This is a genomic window from Halomonas binhaiensis (genome assembly GCF_008329985.2).
GTDB lineage: Bacteria > Pseudomonadota > Gammaproteobacteria > Pseudomonadales > Halomonadaceae > Halomonas > Halomonas binhaiensis.
Genome location: NZ_CP038437.2, coordinates 2824315 through 2842432, shown reverse-complemented (window position 1 = coordinate 2842432; position 18118 = coordinate 2824315). Strand labels below are relative to the sequence as shown.

Annotated in this window: 16 protein-coding genes and 1 pseudogene; 11 read left to right on the top strand and 6 right to left on the bottom strand. The window is 52.7% G+C overall.

Features of this window, described 5'->3' with window-relative positions; translation table 11 throughout:
* Window positions 1-5 precede the first annotated feature (5 nt).
* Window positions 6-1304, top strand: a complete 1299-nt coding sequence (locus tag E4T21_RS12475) for an exonuclease/endonuclease/phosphatase family protein (protein ID WP_149285325.1) — start codon at window positions 6-8, stop codon at window positions 1302-1304.
* An 84-nt stretch (window positions 1305-1388) separates the two neighbouring features.
* Here E4T21_RS12475 and E4T21_RS12470 read toward each other — a convergent pair whose 3' ends face one another.
* The 5 genes from E4T21_RS12470 to E4T21_RS12450 all read right to left on the bottom strand — a co-directional run bounded on the left by E4T21_RS12470 (window position 1389) and on the right by E4T21_RS12450 (window position 7644).
* Complete coding sequence (locus E4T21_RS12470; protein ID WP_149285323.1) at window positions 1389-2930, bottom strand: ATP-binding protein; 1542 nt, start codon at window positions 2928-2930, stop codon at window positions 1389-1391.
* Between the two features lie 658 nt (window positions 2931-3588).
* Window positions 3589-4716, bottom strand: coding sequence for a terpene synthase family protein (locus E4T21_RS12465; protein WP_149285321.1), 1128 nt, complete (start codon window positions 4714-4716; stop codon window positions 3589-3591).
* Between the two features lie 70 nt (window positions 4717-4786).
* On the bottom strand, window positions 4787-5764 hold the full coding sequence (locus E4T21_RS12460; RefSeq protein ID WP_149285319.1) for a class I SAM-dependent methyltransferase: 978 nt from the start codon (window positions 5762-5764) through the stop codon (window positions 4787-4789).
* A 48-nt stretch (window positions 5765-5812) separates the two neighbouring features.
* Entirely contained in the window at window positions 5813-6361 is a 549-nt protein-coding gene (idi, locus tag E4T21_RS12455; protein ID WP_149285317.1) for an isopentenyl-diphosphate Delta-isomerase, read from the bottom strand.
* 590 nt (window positions 6362-6951) lie between these two features.
* Window positions 6952-7644 (bottom strand): metal-binding protein ZinT, encoded by a 693-nt coding sequence (locus E4T21_RS12450; protein ID WP_420827707.1) that lies wholly within the window; start codon window positions 7642-7644, stop codon window positions 6952-6954.
* A 96-nt stretch (window positions 7645-7740) separates the two neighbouring features.
* Here E4T21_RS12450 and E4T21_RS12445 point away from each other — a divergent pair, with 96 nt between their 5' ends.
* The 9 genes from E4T21_RS12445 (at window position 7741) to folE2 (ending at window position 16811) form a co-directional block, all read left to right on the top strand.
* Window positions 7741-7983: a hypothetical protein gene (locus tag E4T21_RS12445; protein ID WP_149285316.1), complete on the top strand. Its 243-nt coding sequence runs from the start codon at window positions 7741-7743 to the stop codon at window positions 7981-7983.
* Between the two features lie 264 nt (window positions 7984-8247).
* Complete coding sequence (locus E4T21_RS12440; RefSeq protein WP_149285314.1) at window positions 8248-8673, top strand: TraR/DksA family transcriptional regulator; 426 nt, start codon at window positions 8248-8250, stop codon at window positions 8671-8673.
* A 103-nt stretch (window positions 8674-8776) separates the two neighbouring features.
* Window positions 8777-9961, top strand: a complete 1185-nt coding sequence (locus tag E4T21_RS12435) for an S-(hydroxymethyl)glutathione dehydrogenase/class III alcohol dehydrogenase (protein ID WP_149285312.1) — start codon at window positions 8777-8779, stop codon at window positions 9959-9961.
* Window positions 9924-10532 carry a Fur family transcriptional regulator gene (locus E4T21_RS12430; RefSeq protein WP_275898200.1) on the top strand — a complete coding sequence of 203 codons (609 nt, stop codon included), beginning with the start codon at window positions 9924-9926 and terminating at the stop codon, window positions 10530-10532. Before E4T21_RS12435 ends, E4T21_RS12430 begins: the two co-directional genes overlap by 38 nt.
* Complete coding sequence (locus E4T21_RS12425) at window positions 10529-11614, top strand: CobW family GTP-binding protein (protein WP_149285310.1); 1086 nt, start codon at window positions 10529-10531, stop codon at window positions 11612-11614. Before E4T21_RS12430 ends, E4T21_RS12425 begins: the two co-directional genes overlap by 4 nt.
* Before the next feature lie 205 nt (window positions 11615-11819).
* Entirely contained in the window at window positions 11820-12380 is a 561-nt protein-coding gene (locus tag E4T21_RS12420) for a gamma carbonic anhydrase family protein (RefSeq protein WP_149285308.1), read from the top strand.
* 7 nt (window positions 12381-12387) lie between these two features.
* On the top strand, window positions 12388-14403 hold the full coding sequence (gene thrS, locus E4T21_RS12415) for a threonine--tRNA ligase (protein ID WP_205423385.1): 2016 nt from the start codon (window positions 12388-12390) through the stop codon (window positions 14401-14403).
* Window positions 14400-15794: a dihydroorotase gene (locus E4T21_RS12410; protein ID WP_149285304.1), complete on the top strand. Its 1395-nt coding sequence runs from the start codon at window positions 14400-14402 to the stop codon at window positions 15792-15794. The genes thrS and E4T21_RS12410 overlap by 4 nt, the downstream gene beginning before the upstream one ends.
* A gap of 81 nt (window positions 15795-15875) precedes the next feature.
* The gene (gene folE2, locus E4T21_RS12405) at window positions 15876-16811 is read left to right on the top strand and encodes a GTP cyclohydrolase FolE2 (RefSeq protein ID WP_149285302.1); all 936 of its coding nucleotides are present in this window, start codon (window positions 15876-15878) and stop codon (window positions 16809-16811) included.
* A 91-nt stretch (window positions 16812-16902) separates the two neighbouring features.
* Here folE2 and E4T21_RS12400 read toward each other — a convergent pair.
* Window positions 16903-17285 (bottom strand): annotated as a pseudogene (locus tag E4T21_RS12400) (winged helix-turn-helix transcriptional regulator).
* A gap of 142 nt (window positions 17286-17427) precedes the next feature.
* Here E4T21_RS12400 and E4T21_RS12395 point away from each other — a divergent pair.
* Complete coding sequence (locus E4T21_RS12395; protein WP_149285299.1) at window positions 17428-17895, top strand: nuclear transport factor 2 family protein; 468 nt, start codon at window positions 17428-17430, stop codon at window positions 17893-17895.
* Window positions 17896-18118 lie beyond the last annotated feature (223 nt).

The following is an 18118-nucleotide window of genomic DNA, read 5'->3' as shown; positions in this document are numbered from 1 at the left end:
CTGCCATGAGAGTGAATAATGCAGATATGGGGCGCTATTCTGGCGACTTGAATAAGGGGGAGTCTGATTTTCTCAGGGCGCTCGAGAACGCCAAGTCGAGACTTGGCGACAAACTGAATGACAAGAGTTCACCGCCTTCGCTTGGCCCCATGCTTCCACCGATGCTTCCACCCCGGGGGAACCCCTTGCCGTTCCCGTCTCCTGACGATCTCCCCATCCCGGATGAGCCCAAGGACAGTACCAGCTATTCAGTCGGTTCGTTCAACACCTATGGGGCCAGTAATATTGATGGCGAAAAGAACTCCGGACTTGAATATTTAAAGGAACTTGTGAGCGATACGGACATCGTCGGCTTTCAGGAAACCGGGGGCAGTGATGGTGCAAAAGTCACCGGCGCCATGATCGAGTCGGGCATGAACGGTTACGTTCCTGGAGAAAACCCTATTTATTGGGATAAGGACAAGTTTGACCTGGTGTACTCGGAAACCCTTGTCTTTCACGAGCCAGATGAACGTGGTCCCGGAGTGAAGGATGACGAGGCCACCACCGATCAGACGCGAACCAGTACCATTGTCATCCTGCGCGACAAGGAGACAGGGAATGAGATTCTGGTGACCAATGCCCACACAGACAACAACTATGACGGCAAGGATCTCGGGCCGAGCCGGGATGCGCAATTGGAACAGCTGGCCAATCGCCAGGATGAGTTGATGGAAGAATTCTCTGGCATTCAGGCTACCGTGAACCTGGGAGATTTCAATCAGCGTGACAGTGGACGACTTGACGACGGTGCTGACATCCACAACAACCCCTCGGACAGCGCGGCCGATCATATCATCGTCGATGGCGAAAACGGTGGTGAGATAACAGCGGGGGAAGCCGACAACCGCGATCACCCGGACAATGGGGACTTCTACGACCATCGGCCATTACTGCACTCCTTTACCCTTGAAGGTAACCAATCGGATGAGGAGAAGGCGGCTGCCAAGGAGGATGAGATCGTCGACAAGAATGGCCGTGGGGCAGTCTTCTACCAGAACACGAGTTACAACGAAAAGAATGGTGGAGATGCATGGGTTATAGGTTTCGGTAGCGATGTCAATCAACAGCCTGACTGGAATGACAGGGTCAGCAGTGTACGCATATCCGATGGAATGGAAGTGGAGCTCTTTGACGACGTTGGACATGACGATGATGGTAACGTTGAGCTATCAGGAGATAGTCTTGACATCACGGGCGATACGGCGAATGTCGGCGATGATATGAATGACAAGACCTCTGGCTACCGCTTGAGATGGTGGTAAGTTATCTTTGTTCAGGGAGAGGTAACTCATTATATGAGTTGACATTTAGAGGTGCACCAAGTTAAGCCTGCCTTGAAAATATATTCACTTGAGAATTTGTTTTTTGTGACTCAGCTTTTCGTGCATGAATATTTTTGTTGCTTCAAGCATATAATAATATCTTTTTAGATTGTCTCTTTTTATGCTCAGCATCGATTTGCTTGCAAGGCTTTCTACTAAGAAATGAAGTTCTGCAATCTCAATGTCTTGTGTATCTACAGATTGTATAATATCATCTAGAGAAGTAAATTTTTTAAATGATGCCAACTGACCAAGTAGCCATTTTTCATTGGCAGTTAACATATTGTATGACCATTCAAGCATATTTCCAAGAGTGTAGTGTCGAGGTTGTGCTGTGCGCCGTCCACTCATACGCAGCAGGAAAACACCATCAATGAGAGTTTCCAGCTCATTCAGTCCAAATATTGCTATTTTGGATGCCACGATTTCTATCGCCAAGGGAAGGCCATCTAGTTTTCTTGTAATGGCACCTACTTTAAGAATATCCCTGGAGTGTAACTCTAGCTCGGTCAGGTAAGTACTTGCACGTTCTATAAAAAGACGCACAGCAGGATATGTGAGAATTTCTTCTGAATCAAGGTGCTCGCTTGGTACAGAAAGTGGAGATAACTGGTGAAGCACTTCTCCATCTACAAACAGAGGTTCTCTACTCGTTACCAGTATATGGCATTGAGGAACTCGGTTAAGTAGGAAATCAACTAGTTTTGAGGCTTCCTCCAGCCGATACTCACAGCCATCCAAAACCAAGAAGAATGCATGCTTTGACATGCTTTCTACAATAATTTCAAAAGGGGATGTATACGTCTCGTTTTTCGTTAATTGGCTGGCGATGGACTCAGCAATCTTTTCTCCTTTCATCAGTGACGGGACGTCGATGAATACACTATGAAAGAAGGGTAGGGTCATCATGGTCTTGGTTATTGCAGAGGCAACACAGGACTTTCCTACTCCTCCTGGGCCAACTAAAGATATCAGCCTATGATCTTCGAAACGGCTCATGACCTTCTTTAACTCTTCCTCTCTTCCCACTATCTCATTTAGACTAAAAGAAAGCTCTTCGTATGATATTTTAGCGTCCGAAAAATCGTCAGTCACTTCGTGACGTGCTACGTCTTTTGCAAAATAGTAGCCATATCCAGATACTGTGATGATACTGTCCTTACTTTCAATGATTTTTCGAAGAGCATGAATTTGCACACGAAGATTTACCCTATCAACTACAACCCTTGGCCAGCCAAGCAGCATTAACTCATCCTGGTTGACTATCTCTCCAGCACGCTCAACTAAAATAATAAGAAGCCCAAGTGTTCTATTGCGAATCGGGATTTTTTTTCCTTTTTTCAGTAGAAGACGTCGCTGTGGGTAAAGTGTGAAGTCTCCAAATATGAAGGCTTCATCTTTTCTGTCTTCCATTCCAGAAATATTTTCCATGCGAGTGCCTGGATGACATCCTGTTGATTTTTGGGCTTTATGATCCACTGTAAAAAAATCTGGTCGGGTAGTATTGCAACCAGTAATACTCTTCGGTTGGTTCTCGTAGGATGAGAGTTGAACTTGAGCTTTCATGCTTCGTGCCCTCTTGGCCGTATGCACGATATGCGAGCATAGCTTCAACGTTGAAAATGATCAATTGTTCGATGGTAGATGCAAATGATCAAAGATTTGCATCTACCATCGACTGATCGTTGATCGGCATAGCCACCCGGTGCCCCATCGGCTATCGCCAGTCGGCGTATGGATACCGATGGCGTCGATGGTGATGGCCATCGCTCCGAATGATTGTTCTTGCTCCAGGCTCGCGGAGGTCGCCACTTTTGCTACTAGTGCCGGAACCTGCACGAGTTCTGAGGTCGGGCTGATGAGGGGGGCACTTCAGGGCGGTATTGAAATTTCGCACCGAACGATTTCTTACCGAACAATTTCCATCAAACATGGTCGAGAGTGGGATGCTGGTGGCGCCAACGATCAAGGTGAAGATCACCACTGGCATCACGATCATTTTCAGAAGACAAAGGTCGTTCCTTCCCCCTAAACCCAAGCTGGAGGCGACCAGCTTGGATTGGATCAAGGGGGTTCCGTATCAGGAGCCAGTCGCTCGCTGGGTATTGGCAAAGCCACTATGTCGCTGAGTGGGTCAGCTTCGGGCCGTGCGTGGTGGTGACATAGAATGGCGAACACTACTGATCAAGTCTGAACTCCTGCACTTCGTGTCTCGTCAGCCTGGTCAGGAGCTGTTGCTGTGTGTCTCAGAATCTGTTGCTTGCCTTTCAGCAATATCTGCTGCAGCGACCTCATCCGTTGTAGGCAATGGTTTTATCGTCACCTCTCCTGATATGAATCGTTGTCCTTTAAACTCCTTGCCAAAATAACGCGTGCTTATGGCATGAAACTCAGCATTCCCCGACGCCAGATGTTCTAGTTCCGTAAGATATTCCCTTACGTCGCTTCGTTTTCCGAATGGACCTGAAAGAACTCTGTTGCGGGCATCAATGAGTTTCTTTTCATTTTCCAGGACGATGCCTGCCAGCTTATCGAGCGATTGCTGAAGGGTAAGACCTTCCAGGCGCATCAATAGCCAAACTGAATTGACTGAGTCCTCAATATGTATTTCCTTTCTAAATGAATAAGGATCGTTCACCAATGTGATTGAGTCGATAGCCGCGGTTCTCGTGGCTACTAGTGACTCATCAGCTTCCAGCACATCGGTCATATCAACATCGATGGCATACTCTGTCATCATGGCCGCCCAGTCACCATAATTATCGATACGCCGCAGCTCAAGATAACGCTCGAAAGTCAGATTATCCATCTGCAAGGCAAGTGATTCCGTTTGCCTATCAATCATTTCATACATCGACATTTTCATGCGCTCCCAAACGCGCGGCTTCGATGCAAGTTGTTCCTTTATTGGCTGTAAACCTTCATATAGCAATTGTGCGATAGGAACCGTATCGGGTGGTAGAATGCCATCTATGGCATCACGGTAATGTTGTCGAAGCTCGGATTGCTTCTGTTTATTGGAAAGCACATCGGGGTTGGTGGTGGTATCATCTATCAGAGTCGTTATGCTCATCATGCGCTCTGTATAGTAGATACGATCTTTTTTTGCATGCGGATAACACAATCCTCCAAAAGATGGCATGCTCATCGAAAGATAATGGTCAACGGCCTTTTGACTGCCATAATAAGCCAGGATGTAAGGGCTATCTGTAAGCGCGACTTTTTTCTCAGTCTCATCATGGTCAGGGTGCCATAGTGGCTGCAGTGTCAGATGAAAGTCCGGGTGATATATTTTATCCCCTGGTATTGGTCTTCCTTTCATCTCGTGAACAAAATTTGGTGCCTTTGACATGCTAAATTCCTCGGCATAGTTTTCAAATTGAATTCAAATAAAAATTAAAAACGAACGGAAAAACAAACTATCATGGTTTCTTCAAGACGGTGCTATAGATTGATATTTTGTTTTTCACTATCGCAACTGCCATGTTTTCACACATCACATGCAATTCATCTAATGCGCCACCAGCGCCTCTTGGGAAATGTTTCTCTATGTTGTTTTGGATTTCCAGCAACCACTTTACAGCGTCTGCATTACTGGGAAGCACTCTTTTGTCTTGAATGAAAAACCCGCTTTTCTGCATGATGGTGTGAAAATATTCAGGAGTTTTTCGGTACTTGCAGGCTAACCTGTCGACCTCGTCTGGAGTATCAGATTTATACGCGTTGAGATCGATGTTGTAGAGGTTGTCCGAAATGATAACACTGCCACCAGTCGACATTCGTTTCCATAACTTCTCCATGACCGTTTCAAAGAGGTCATAAGAGAAATGGGAAATGACGCCACGCATGACAACCAAATCGTAAGGATCATCAATATCAGGTAAAAGGTCTATATCTTTTGCATTACACTGGAAAAGATTGATTCGATCTTGAAGCCCTTTTTCCGTGTGGAATTTTGAGCAGTGACTGAGTTGCTGGCCGCTTACGTTAATACCATCCAGCCGTTGGCATTCAGGATACTGCTCCGCCAGGTACTTAAGTGCATAGCCCCATCCACAGCCAATGTCGAGAATGCGTTTCATCGTTGGCCTGTCGCTGCCGGTGACACCTGCCAGGAATAATTGCTGCTCAAAATAGCGAATGCCGGACTCATCCAGCTTGGAGGTTCGGTTTGAGCCGGACGGTGGGGTGAATGTTTGGGATGAAAAAGTATTATCATATACCCCAAACTGAAACAGTAATGTGTCGCCAATGACCTTGCGCCAGTGTTCGGGATCTTCTTGGTAAGTCTGTACGACTTTTTTTTCGTAGCTATCGGGATTCTTGGTTTCTATGATTTGATATGGAAAAGTATCAAGGGAGATGCTATTTTTATGTAAAGCTTCTGTCATGTCGCGCATGAGAATTTTCCTTTCCTTGGTGGATTTCCTGGGCTAGATAATTATCCCTTAGGCCTTCATGCTGTGAGCAAGCCTGCTCCATTGTTCCATTTTATCTTTGCCAATCTTTCTTACTATTATCGTGAGCCAGGCAGTGAATTGGTCTGGATTTGTGGATTCCTCATGGAATAACTCAGAAATTGAAATCCACTTCCAGGTATCTGCTTCATCAGGGTTTAGCTTGGGGCTACCATCAAATAAGCCGATGTAGATATGGTCGAACTCATGTTCTATTAGCCCACCGGGAACTTTTGCGTGATAGAGGATGCTGTCTACTCTCAGTAGATTGGTGATGAATCCCATCTCTTCCCGTAGTCGACGAGTGGCAGCATCATCGGTTGCTTCTCCCCAGCGAGGGTGGCTGCAGCAAGTGTTAGTCCATAATCCAGCCGAGTGGTATTTATGAAGTGCTCGGCGTTGTAGCATGAGCCTTCCATTGCTATCAAAGATGAAAATGGAGAAAGCTCTATGCAATAGCCCTAATTGATGAACCTTGAGCTTTTCTTCTGCCCCTATGGGGTTGTCATCATTATCGATGAGGATAATTTTTTCTTCCATGATGTGATTGTTTCCATTGGTTTTTTTGAATTATAAACGTCCTCATGGATAGTGGGATTACTATTCATGAGGATATTTTTTCCCATCACAGGTATGGATTGTTTTTATTTATGATTAAATTTATGGAGCTTTCATTCTTGGCATAAGATGAATAAAATTTCCGTGTATTTTTGTTTTATATTGTTTCCTGGATATTTTTTACAATAGATTCAGGGGGGATCGAGGAGTATTTCTTGAGTTCGAGGGAAGCGCTGTATAAATCTTGCTGCAGCTGCTTGGTAGCCATCGGTGGGGGAGAGTCTGATTGTTCTGTCACTGCCGATACAGCGACTCGATATAGTAGATTCGTTCGCTCAGGTCAAGTACCAGAAAAAGTCGCAGGTAGCGATCATGCTATACCGGTCAGTAAGTTAAATTTTTCATATGGGGAGTTCTGGTATATTCAATATGTGATTAATGGGTATCAATATATCAGGATTATCTGAGCAAGCATCCACAGGATCATTATGCACCTTGCTTGGCTCGATGAGGTTGAAGGTCTGTCGGCTATGGGCAGGTTCCCTTGCAGGAACCTGCCTGCCGCTAGTTGTCTAGTGTGCCATCATCTCATGGGCTACCTCAGTGCCATCCATTGCCGATGGGTAGTAGGTCGGCCAATTGCTCACTTCTTCCAGCAAGGCCGCTCTATCGTCTCCCCAATACAGGTGAAAATGATCCGAGTCGGTAGGATAGATACTGTGGTCGCTGAACTGAATGTACTCAGGGAGTTGTTCTCCCTCTTCCAGTTTGAAGATATACCTGACACCTCTATTCCCGGCTTCGTAAGTCAAGATTTCATATCCATCGTAGGAGTACTCTCCCGAGGATGCCTGCCCGTCTTCGTGGAAGGTCACGGTATTACCGCTTATGACAATTCGGTCCACGGCGGTCTGATATCCCTTCTCGTAGTACTGTTTGTATTCCTCTGCTGTCTTTTCCCCACTATGCTCGGCCTTATGGGAAAATACCTCATCCAGCGTGCCATCTTTCAAGTATGGATATACGGACTGCCAGTCTCCCTCCCAGTCGGAAAGTAAGCGATCTTCAACCTGGTTGTCTTCAAAATACCCAGAGTAGATATCATTATCATGCTCATGCTCATGCTCGTGCTCGTGCTCGTGCTCGTGCTCGTGCTCGTGCCCGGTATGTTGGTGGTTTTCGTGTGCGGCTGCCAACTGGCTGGCTGACATTGACAGTAGGGCAGTGACGATAATGCTCAGAGTTCTGGGGTATGGGGTGCGCACTGTTGGTTCTCCTTGTTGCACGGGATGACTGGGACACTCTTTCGGTACCCGAGTCGGTGGGGTGATGTCGAAAGTTGTCTGAAGAAGGGGTATGTCATGAAGACGCACTACATTGAGCACCCCTTTGGTGAGTTGTCGCAGAAGCTGCGAATACAGCTCCTCGCTGCCAAGAAGTCGTTTTGTCCCGATTCCGCAGAGGGGACTATTGCGACAGATGGCACGTCTGCCATGGCAACCGTAGATGTCATGAAGAAGGGTTTTCTGGAGATGGTGGGTCGCAAGGTAATAATGCCTTCCTGGATGAATGGGGTCTTGGATGACCAGTTAGTTATGTTATAACGTATCCTATTATGTCAAGTATGTTGTATTCACCTTTTATCCCGTGGTACGCATCGGTTCTCGAATCTTCCTTCGTTAACCTAATGAAATTACACAGTATTTTTCTTCTGGGTGTCGTCCGGTGGAATCATCATATTCAAGACATTAGTAGGAAAAGAGAGTCTTTCACGTGACAATATTGTTATGTTATAACATATCTAGTCCGGGCTGAGCGATAGCCGATGAAGAACATGTTTGATACCCCATGTCTGGAGGATCGATTGGATGCCAGCAGTGGTTGATGAGGAGGCGCACCTTCTGGGGATGCCGGATGACGACTACATGAACAATGAGCAACTGGCCTTCTTTCGACAACGGTTGCTACAGGAGCAACCGCAGGTCGAGGAGCGTTTGCATGAAGTCCGTCATGCCATGGTGGCATATGAGCGGGGAGGGGATGAGCTTGATCAAGCCTCATACGAGGAAGAGCTCCGTCTGCAGCTTCGCCAGGCCGATCGAGAGACCCGGTTGCTGGCCAACATTGCTGCCGCCTTGAAGCGTATCGAAGTGGGGGAGTTCGGTTATTGCGAGGAGACGGGTGAGCCCATCGGGATTGCCCGGTTGTTGTTCCGGCCAACCGCACGTTTGTGTCTTGAAGCCAAGCAGCGCCAGGAACAGAGGGAACATCATTACGCCAAGGTGCGCAGATAGAGGCACTTTCGCAGCATCACTGGGCGGAATCCATCACCGTTTTGAATGTACCAGGCAGGCAGGGCGTTCAGCTTTGCTTGCCTTCAGCAAGGAGAAGGTCTCTATGAAAACGCGCGCAGCCATCGCCTGGGAGCCTAACCGTCCGCTGGAGATTGAGGAAATCGATCTGGAAGGACCGAAGCAGGGGGAAGTGCTGATCCGGATTGTGACCACCAGTCTGTGCCATACCGATATGTTTACGCTTTCCGGTCGTGATCCCGAAGGGATTTTCCCCTGTGTCCTGGGGCATGAGGGAGTCGGTATTGTCGAGGAGGTGGGCAAGGGCGTGACGTCAGTGGCTCCCGGTGATCACGTCATTCCGCTCTACACTCCGGAAGATCCGAACTGTCCCTATATCCAATCCGGGAAAACCAACCTGTGTCAGACCATTCGCAAGACGCAGGGGCAGGGTTTGATGCCGGATGGTACCAGTCGCTTTTCCTACAAGGGAAAGATGATTCACCACTACATGGGTACCAGCACCTTCAGTGAATACACGGTGCTGCCCGAGATCGCCGTCGCCAGAATCAGCCGTGAGGCACCGTTGGCCAAGGCTTGTGTCATGGGGTGCGCAGTGCCAACCGGCATTGGCGCAGTGCGCAATACCGCCAAGGTCAAACCCGGTGACACGGTAGCCGTGTTTGGTCTGGGTGCCGTGGGGATGGCAGTGATCCAGGGGGCCAAGCTGCAGGGCGCCAGTCGGATCATCGGCATTGACGTCAACCCCGCCAAGTTTGCTCTCGCCGAATCGCTGGGTGCCACCGAGTGCGTCAACCCTGATGATCATCCTGAACCGCTGCATGAGGTGATCATCGACATGACCAATGGTGGCGTCGATTTCTCGTTCGAGGCCGTGGGCAATGTTCGCCTGATGCGAGCGGCACTGGAGTGCTGCCACAAGGGATGGGGTGAGAGCATCATCATTGGTGTCGCCGGTGCCGGCGAGGAGATTGCGACACGCCCATTCCAGCTGGTGACCGGTCGGGTCTGGCGCGGTAGTGCCTTCGGCGGGGTACTGGGACGCTCTGAACTCCCCGGTATGGTCGACGAGTGGCTGTCCGGGCGCTTCGATGTCGACCCTTACATTACTCACAATATGGCGCACGATCAGATCAACACGGCTTTCGATCTGTTACGGCGCGGCGAGTCGATTCGTTCGGTGATTCACTTCCAGACCCAGGACACCATGGTGGGCGACCTGGCGGGGGAGATTGTCGGAGAAACGCGAAAAGCGCCCGTACTTGCCTGATGCCCTGGCGGGTGAGTTGGTGTGGTTTTCCCGAAGGCCTCACCAGCATGCCCCGGTGGGCTCCTGTGCTTGGGAAGAGGATGGACAAAAGGACGACCTCATTGTGCCGTTGAACAGCAAACAGCGACGCGCGCTCGAAGCACTGCGACAAGCGCAGGAGCCTCTCAGCGCATATGCGCTACTTGATTTGCTTCGTCCGCATGGTTTCAGTGCTCCGACACAGGTCTACCGTGCCCTGGAAGTGTTGATCAAGGCAGGGGCAGTGCATCGATTGGAAACCCTGAATGCGTATATCGCCTGCAGGCTGGAGCACCGCCATGAGTGCACCGTATTCGCCATCTGCAACCATTGTGGTCGTACCGATGAACTGCTGGACCAGGACTTGAGTGGCTGCCTGGATCGATTGGCGCAGCGCCGGCACTTCTCTTGCGAGAGCATCACGATAGAGGTCCGAGGCACCTGTGCAACCTGCAGTGATGTAGTGACCAACGCCACGACCCCGGCAGAGTGCAATAGCGTTGGTTCTTCTGCTTTATATGCGCATCAACCTGTCAAAGGAGCCAGCGAATGAGCCGTTCCGCACCACGGGAACTGATCCCCGTCACTCTGCTGACCGGTTTTCTGGGGAGTGGCAAGACAACACTTCTCAATCACCTCGTTCGGCAGCCAGAAATGGCTGATGCCATGGTCATCATCAATGAGTTCGGGGAGACGCCGCTCGATCACATGCTGGTTGCCCACAGTACCGAGAATGTGGTGATGGAGATGAGCAGCGGCTGTCTGTGCTGCACCATCCGGGGAGATCTCGCCACCACCCTAGATGACATTGCCTGGCGCTTTTCACGCAACGGGCTACGCCAGTTTCGCCGAGTCATCATAGAAACCACGGGGCTGGCGGATCCGGCTCCGATTCTACACACCTTGATGACTCATCCGCGTGTCGCCAATCGCTATCGCCTGGATGGTGTCGTCGCTACCCTCGACCTGGCGGCAGGGGCCCATACGCTCATGCATCATGTCGAAGCCGTCAAGCAGGTCGCCATGGCCGACTGTCTGTTATTGACCAAGGCGGATCTGGTGACGGACGAGCAACGGACTGCCTTGAAGCAGAAGCTTGACAGCATCAATCCCGCAGCTCAGCGATGGGACATCCATCATGGCGAGTTGGCCGCGTCGAATGTTCTGGATCTTGGTCTGTTTTCGACCACGGGAAAAGCACCGGATGTGGCACGGTGGCTGAAAGAGGAAGCGTATGCCTCACAGGCGTCACATTCTCACCACGACCACGACCACGACCACGACCATAGCGATGTCAACCGCCACGACGACCATATTAGAGCGTTCTGCTTTGTCGTCGATGATCCTATCCCGGAGGGGGTGCTGGAGGACTGGCTGGAGGTGTTGATGAGTTTTGTCGGCAGCAACATCTTGCGCGTCAAGGGGATCTTGAATATTGCCGGACGCGAGCAGCCGCTTGTGGTTCATGGTGTTCAACACATCTTCTATCCGCCTGTGACATTGCCCCGTTGGCCGGATGAGGATCGACGCTCGCGACTGGTGTTCATCACGCAGGACGTTGACCGAAAGCTCATCGAAGACACCTTTCACGCATTCCACCATGTCCTGCCACAGGTTCATAAGCTCGAGACGTGAAGGCACGAGAGGTCTTTCTTTGATGGAAGAGCTGCTCGAGGTCGTGATCGTTGGCGCAGGCGCTGCCGGAATCGGCATGGCGCTGAATTCTGTCGCATTCGTCGCAAGCAGCACCACTCTTCAGCGGGCAAGAGCCTGATCCCGAATGAGCTTCACCAATAGATGAAGCTTGATTCCAATATCTTTAGCGAGGACCTGACTGCATATGATTCGCAAGAACCCCAATGGCGACCTGCCACAGATTCACCCCAGTGCCTTTGTCGACCCGACGGCCATCCTCTGCGGACGAGTGATTGTCGAGGAGAACGTCTTCATCGGCCCCTATGCGGTCATTCGTGCCGATGAAGTGGATGCCGAGGGGCAGATGGAGCCGATCATCATCGGTGCTCACTCGAACATCCAGGACGGTGTCGTCATCCATTCGAAGTCAGGGGCGGAGGTCACCATCGGCGAGCGTACCTCCATCGCGCACCGCGCCATCGTGCACGGTCCTTGCACCATCGGGGATGGCGCTTTTATCGGCTTCAACAGCGTGCTGTTCAACTGCGCCATTGGACAAGGTGCAGTGGTACGACACAACGCTGTAGTAGACGGTTGCGATCTCCCTGCCAATTTCTACGTCCCTTCCACCGAGCGGATTGGTCCGCGGACCGATCTCAATGCCCTGTCCAAGGTGTCGGTCCAGGATTCGGCATTTTCCGAAGATGTGGCGCGTACCAATAACAGCCTGGTGGAAGGCTACAAACGTATCCAGAACGAGTTTTGATATGCCCATGCTCGATCACAGGTGTCGAATTTCCCTGCCGGACAACTCGCAACGCGATTTCGACACTCCCGTCACGGCGGCACAAGTGGCACGCAGTATCGGTTCGGGGTTGGCCAGGGCTGCTGTGGCGGCCAGGGTCGATGGATCGCTCGTCGACTTGAGCGATCCGATCACCTCGGATGCGCGGGTCGAGATCATTACGCCCCGTGATAAGGAAGGGCTCGAGATCATCCGCCATTCCTGTGCTCATCTGCTGGGACATGCCGTCAAACAGCTCTACCCCTCGGCGCAGATGGTGATTGGGCCGGTGATCGACGACGGCTTCTATTACGACATCGCCTATGAGCGGCCTTTTACGCTGGAAGACATGCATGCCATCGAGCAGCGCATGAAGGCGTTGATTGCAACGGAGTACGACATCGCCAAGCGCATGATGCCGCGTGATGAGGCCATTCGGCTCTTTCATGAACGTGGAGAGGATTACAAGCTTCGCCTGATCGACGATATGCCGGATATCCAGACCCTGGGGCTGTACTTCCACGAAGAGTATGTCGACATGTGTCGGGGCCCTCATGTGCCCAATACCCGCTTCCTGAAACACGTCAAGCTCACGAAACTGGCGGGAGCCTACTGGCGTGGTGATGCGAGCAGTGCACAGCTCCAGAGAATCTACGGTACGGCCTGGGTCAGCAAGCAGGATCTGGAAGCCTATCTGGAACGTGTTCAGGAGGCGGAAAGGCGTGATCACCGTCGCCTGGGACGCGAACTGGACCTGTTTCATTTCCAGGAAGAAGCACCAGGAGCCGTCTTCTGGCATCCCCGCGGCTGGACGGTATTTCAGGTGCTTGTCGACTACATGCGTCGACGCCAGGCAGAAGCCGGATACGTGGAGGTGAATACGCCGGACGTGATGGACCGCGGGCTATGGGAGGTCTCGGGCCACTGGCAGAATTATCGTGAGCACATGTTTTCCACGGAGACCGAGGACGGTCGTTCGCTGGCGCTCAAGCCAATGAACTGTCCCGGCAGCGTACTGCTGTACCGTAACGGTCTCAAGAGCTATCGCGACCTACCCATTCGCATGGGCGAATTCGGCAAGGTGCATCGTTACGAGCCGTCTGGCGCGCTGCATGGCTTGTTGCGAGTGCGTCATTTTACTCAGGACGATGCCCATATCTACTGTACGCCGCAGCAGATGGGAGCAGAGTGTCGGCGTGTGGTGGAACTGGTGCTGGATATCTACCGCCAGTTCGGTTTCGACGATGTCTTCATCAAGCTCTCCACTCGGCCAGGCAGCCGCATGGGGGATGACGCCACCTGGGACCTGCTGGAAGGCGCTTTGATCCAGGCACTGGGTGACCTGGCCCTCGATTATCGGCTCAACCCCGGTGAGGGGGCATTCTATGGCCCCAAACTGGAGTTCGTGCTGCGCGACGCCATCGGCCGCGACTGGCAGTGTGGCACCCTGCAGGTGGACATGAACCTGCCCGAACGCTTCGGCATCGAGTACGTGGACGAAGATGGGCAACGCAAGCCCCCGGTCATGCTGCACCGCGCGCTGTTCGGCTCATTGGAGCGTTTCATCGGCATTCTGCTTGAGCATCATGCTGGCAGGTTGCCTGCCTGGTTAACCCCCGTACAAGCCGTGGTGCTGTCGATTACCGAAGCGCATGCCGATTACGCTCGAGAGGTCATGGAGACGCTGAGAGGTGCTGGTCTACGCGTCGAGCTTGATGTCCGCAACGAGAAGATCGGCTACAAGATCCGCGAGCAGAGTCTGCAGCGCATTCCCTACCTGGTGGTGGTCGGCGACAAGGAAGTGTCCGCCAGCAGTGTAGCCATTCGCAGCCGGGGCGACGGAGATATGGGAGTGCTGGATATCCGCGCGGCAATGGCCTTGTTGAGCGAGCGTACTCAGGCCCCCGACAGAATGCCACGCCAGTTGGCACAGGCTGCTCGGCTTCGTCGCATGACACTGTCCGGCTCGTTGACATCCGTCATTGAACCGGAGCCCTCTCGATGAGCGACGCTCAAGATCTGTCTCGATATATGGCCAACCGCCACGCCGATCTGTTGGTGTGTGGCGGCATCGTGCTCACACCGGGTGGGGCGGAGTGCCTGGACATCGCCTGTGTCGGTGGCCGTGTTGTTGAACTGGGTGATCTGGCAGGGCGCTGGAGTGCAGAGACAACATTGGATGCGAGCGGGCTTCATGTGTTGCCTGGTGTCATGGATACCCAGGTGCACTTTCGCGAGCCCGGGCTGACTCACAAGGAGACGCTGGAAGCCGGGACTCGCGGTGCGGTGCTGGGCGGCGTGACCGCCGTGTTCGAGATGCCCAACACACAGCCGTTGACGCTGTGGCAGCAGGACCTGGAAGCCAAGCTGGACTGTGCCAGGGGGCGTGCCTGGTGTGACCATGCCTTCTATCTTGGTGGCTCGGCGGTCAATGCAGAGTCCTTGAGTACCCTGGAGAAGCTGCCTGGCTGCGCGGGTATCAAGGTCTTCATGGGCAGTTCCTTCGGCGATCTGCTGGCTGATGATGATGCCGTGCTGCGCCGTATCGTGAGCCACGGACACCGCCGCATGGCAGTGCATGCAGAAGATGAGGCACGTCTGGGACAGCGGAAAGCACTGGTAGAGGACAACAGCGATGTACGCAACCACCCGGTCTGGCGGGATGCGCAAAGCGCCCTGATTGCCACGCAGCGTATTGTGCGGATGGCAGAGGAAGCGGGGCGGCGACTGCACATCCTGCATGTATCCACAGCCGAGGAGATGGCGTACCTGGCCCGGCATAAGCAACGTGTCAGCGTGGAAGTGACACCCCATCACCTCACCCTGAGTGCCCCCGAGTGCTATGAACGCTTGGGTAGCCTGGCACAGATGAATCCTCCGGTGCGTGAGGCACATCATCAGGCAGCATTATGGCAGGCCATCAACAACGGGGTAGTCGACGTACTGGGCAGCGACCATGCGCCACATACCCTGGAGGAAAAGGCACGACCCTATCCACAGTCGCCTAGTGGCATGACCGGTGTGCAGACGCTGCTTCCCATCATGCTGGATCATGTCCATCACGGGCGTTTGAGTCTGCAACGGCTGGTTGATCTGACCAGTGCTGGGCCGGCGCGCCTGTTTGGCATCCAGGGCAAGGGACGCATCGCCGTAGGCTATGACGCCGACCTGACTCTGGTCGACCTCAAGGCGCGTCGGCAAATCACCAACCGATGGATTGCCAGCGTGGCAGGCTGGACGCCATACGACGGCGTGCATGTAACGGGGTGGCCGATACACACCGTCGTGCGTGGCCACCTGGTGGTCCGTGATGAAGCGCTGGAGGAGTCCTCCCCACAAGGCCAGCCATTGGCATTTCATGGCGCCACACCGTACAGGCCTTCACCAGACATGTAAGGACCCTCATAGGTGTCGGACCCACTCGATGGTATCGGACGGTGCCACGTGACTACAGCCATTTTCTGAGAGTGATTTATCATGAATCAACAAGTACTTGTCGATGTCACAACTGACTCGGCTTCCCGCCGCGGTGCCTTGCAATGGGTTGGGATGGAGCAGATTGCATTGCCGTTTCGTGTGGCAGGGGAAAGTGTTGCCGGGAAGGTGTCGGCAGGGGTGAACCTGCAGGACCCGTCCGCACGCGGGATCCATATGTCACGACTCTACCTGGCGTTGGCTGAACTGGAAGGTCAGGAGCTATCGTTATCGCGTGCCGCGTCAGTGCTGAGATCATTCCTGGATAGCCATGAAGGGCTATCCGATACCGCCTTCCTGGACCTGAGCGGCGAAGCCCTGCTCAAGCGCCCAGCACTGATCAGCCCCCATGCAGGATGGAAGGCGTATCCTTTTGCGCTGCGCTGTCGTCAGGATGACCGAGGTCTGCAGGTGGTTCTCGACCTGACGGTCGGCTACTCCTCGACATGTCCCTGTTCAGCTGCCTTGGCTCGTCAACTGATCCAGCAGGCGTTCGACGAGGATTTCATTGATATGCCCGTGACGCGTGAAGGCGTCAAGGCATGGCTGGGAAGCGAGCAGAGTATCCTGGCCACGCCCCACAGCCAGCGTAGCCAGGCCCATATATCGGTGCGCTTGTCGGAAGATCTTGATGAATTGCCACTGGTCGCGTTGATAGATCGTCTTGAGCGAGCCTTGGGTACTGCCTTGCAAACGGCAGTCAAGCGGGTCGACGAGCAGGCCTTTGCCTTGGCCAATGGGCAGAATCTGATGTTTTGTGAGGATGCGGCGCGGCGCTTGCACCATTCCCTGCGTGAGCAGGCGGAGGTACGCGGCTTCCAACTGCGTGTGGTGCACGCCGAAAGTCTGCATGCCCATGATGCGGTCGCTCGCAGTGAGTGGAACTGGGAGGAGGGCAGTAACGATTTGGCAGCGCCTGGAACCAGCGAGCCTTCCTGATTTACCGTCTGACTTGGTAGACATTAAGCCGCTGGGTTAACGCTCAGAGGCTATACGTCCAGTGTCTTTGCTTAGGCAGCTGCTCCTGGTATCAAGGCTGCTCCTGCATGGCCTGATATCGGTTGCGAGCAGCCACAATAGTATGGTGATGCGCATCTGCCCAGGCCACAAGCTGCTGCATCGGCTCTAGAAAGGACTGACCCAACGGCGTCAGGGAATATTCCACTCGCGGGGGATCTCTGGGTACAGCGTTCGCGTGATGAAACCATCCTGCTCCAGCTGCTTGAGAGTGCGTGAGAGCATTTGCTTCGAGATATCACCGATCTCGCGCATCAGGGCATTGAAGCGCAAGGTGCCTGGGGCAAGAGCTTCCAGAATCAGCAGGCTCCACTGATCACCAATGCGGTTGAGCACGTCGCGAATGGGGCAGGGTTGTTCGAAAACCACTTCTTCACTGCCAGGAGGCGTAGCCATTATCTCTCCATGAATAGTTGTTCAGTGGTCACACTGCCGTGACCATGTCAGGTGAAGGTGACTTCTTGTGCCGTCACGAGAACTTCCATAAGTTTATCTACTGTGGGCTATTGACCAATCAACTTGTTACCGGAGTTCCTGCATGTCGATTCTAAAATCCCTGGGTGGTGCCTCGGTGGCATTGCTGCTGGCTGTGCCTGTCGTATCCTTGGCTCAGCCTGAGCGCGATGTCGAGACCGAAGAAGCCAATCGGGCACTGGTCACCGAGTTCTATGATCAGTTCTTCAACGAGCATGAGACCGAACAAAGCTCGCGCGTGTTGGCACAGGATTATATTCAGCATAACCCCGAAGTGCCTGACGGCAAGGCTCCCTTCGTGGATTACTTTGAAGGCTACTTCAAGGAAAACCCGAACTACAAAAGCGAGATAGTGCGTAGCGCTGCCGATGGTGACCTGGTCTGGCTGCATGTCCACTCCACCAACGGTGATGACGATCGGGGCGAGGCAGTGGTGGATATCTTTCGTGTCAAACAGGGAAAGATCGTCGAGCACTGGGACGTTATCCAGTCAGTGCCCGAAAATGCCGCCAATGACAACACCATGTTTTGAATCAGATAACGCATAAAGACATGGCAGGTATCGTACCCTGAGGCGTTGGCTACGCCGGGCGTTGATGAGGTAGCGCTCTGTGGATCACCAGAGCGCTGTTACCGGCCATGTCATCGGTGTTGCAATCGATTGCCCTGGCTTGAACTGGCATGAGCCATTCTGGGGGTTCTGCCTGGCGAGCGATGTCTTCGCCGCCGCCATCCAAGAGTGCATATGCTGAGTG

Coding starts and splice junctions, on each gene's coding strand:
- idi (WP_149285317.1), bottom strand. CDS start 6,361: ATGGAAGAAAAAATTATCCTCATCGATAATGATGACAACCCCATAGGG.
- E4T21_RS12475 (WP_149285325.1), top strand. CDS start 6: ATGAGAGTGAATAATGCAGATATGGGGCGCTATTCTGGCGACTTGAAT.
- E4T21_RS12395 (WP_149285299.1), top strand. CDS start 17,428: ATGTCGATTCTAAAATCCCTGGGTGGTGCCTCGGTGGCATTGCTGCTG.
- E4T21_RS12420 (WP_149285308.1), top strand. CDS start 11,820: ATGATTCGCAAGAACCCCAATGGCGACCTGCCACAGATTCACCCCAGT.
- E4T21_RS12445 (WP_149285316.1), top strand. CDS start 7,741: ATGAAGACGCACTACATTGAGCACCCCTTTGGTGAGTTGTCGCAGAAG.
- E4T21_RS12440 (WP_149285314.1), top strand. CDS start 8,248: ATGCCAGCAGTGGTTGATGAGGAGGCGCACCTTCTGGGGATGCCGGAT.
- E4T21_RS12435 (WP_149285312.1), top strand. CDS start 8,777: ATGAAAACGCGCGCAGCCATCGCCTGGGAGCCTAACCGTCCGCTGGAG.
- E4T21_RS12465 (WP_149285321.1), bottom strand. CDS start 4,716: ATGTCAAAGGCACCAAATTTTGTTCACGAGATGAAAGGAAGACCAATA.
- E4T21_RS12460 (WP_149285319.1), bottom strand. CDS start 5,764: ATGCGCGACATGACAGAAGCTTTACATAAAAATAGCATCTCCCTTGAT.
- E4T21_RS12410 (WP_149285304.1), top strand. CDS start 14,400: ATGAGCGACGCTCAAGATCTGTCTCGATATATGGCCAACCGCCACGCC.
- thrS (WP_205423385.1), top strand. CDS start 12,388: ATGCTCGATCACAGGTGTCGAATTTCCCTGCCGGACAACTCGCAACGC.
- E4T21_RS12425 (WP_149285310.1), top strand. CDS start 10,529: ATGAGCCGTTCCGCACCACGGGAACTGATCCCCGTCACTCTGCTGACC.
- E4T21_RS12470 (WP_149285323.1), bottom strand. CDS start 2,930: ATGAAAGCTCAAGTTCAACTCTCATCCTACGAGAACCAACCGAAGAGT.
- folE2 (WP_149285302.1), top strand. CDS start 15,876: ATGAATCAACAAGTACTTGTCGATGTCACAACTGACTCGGCTTCCCGC.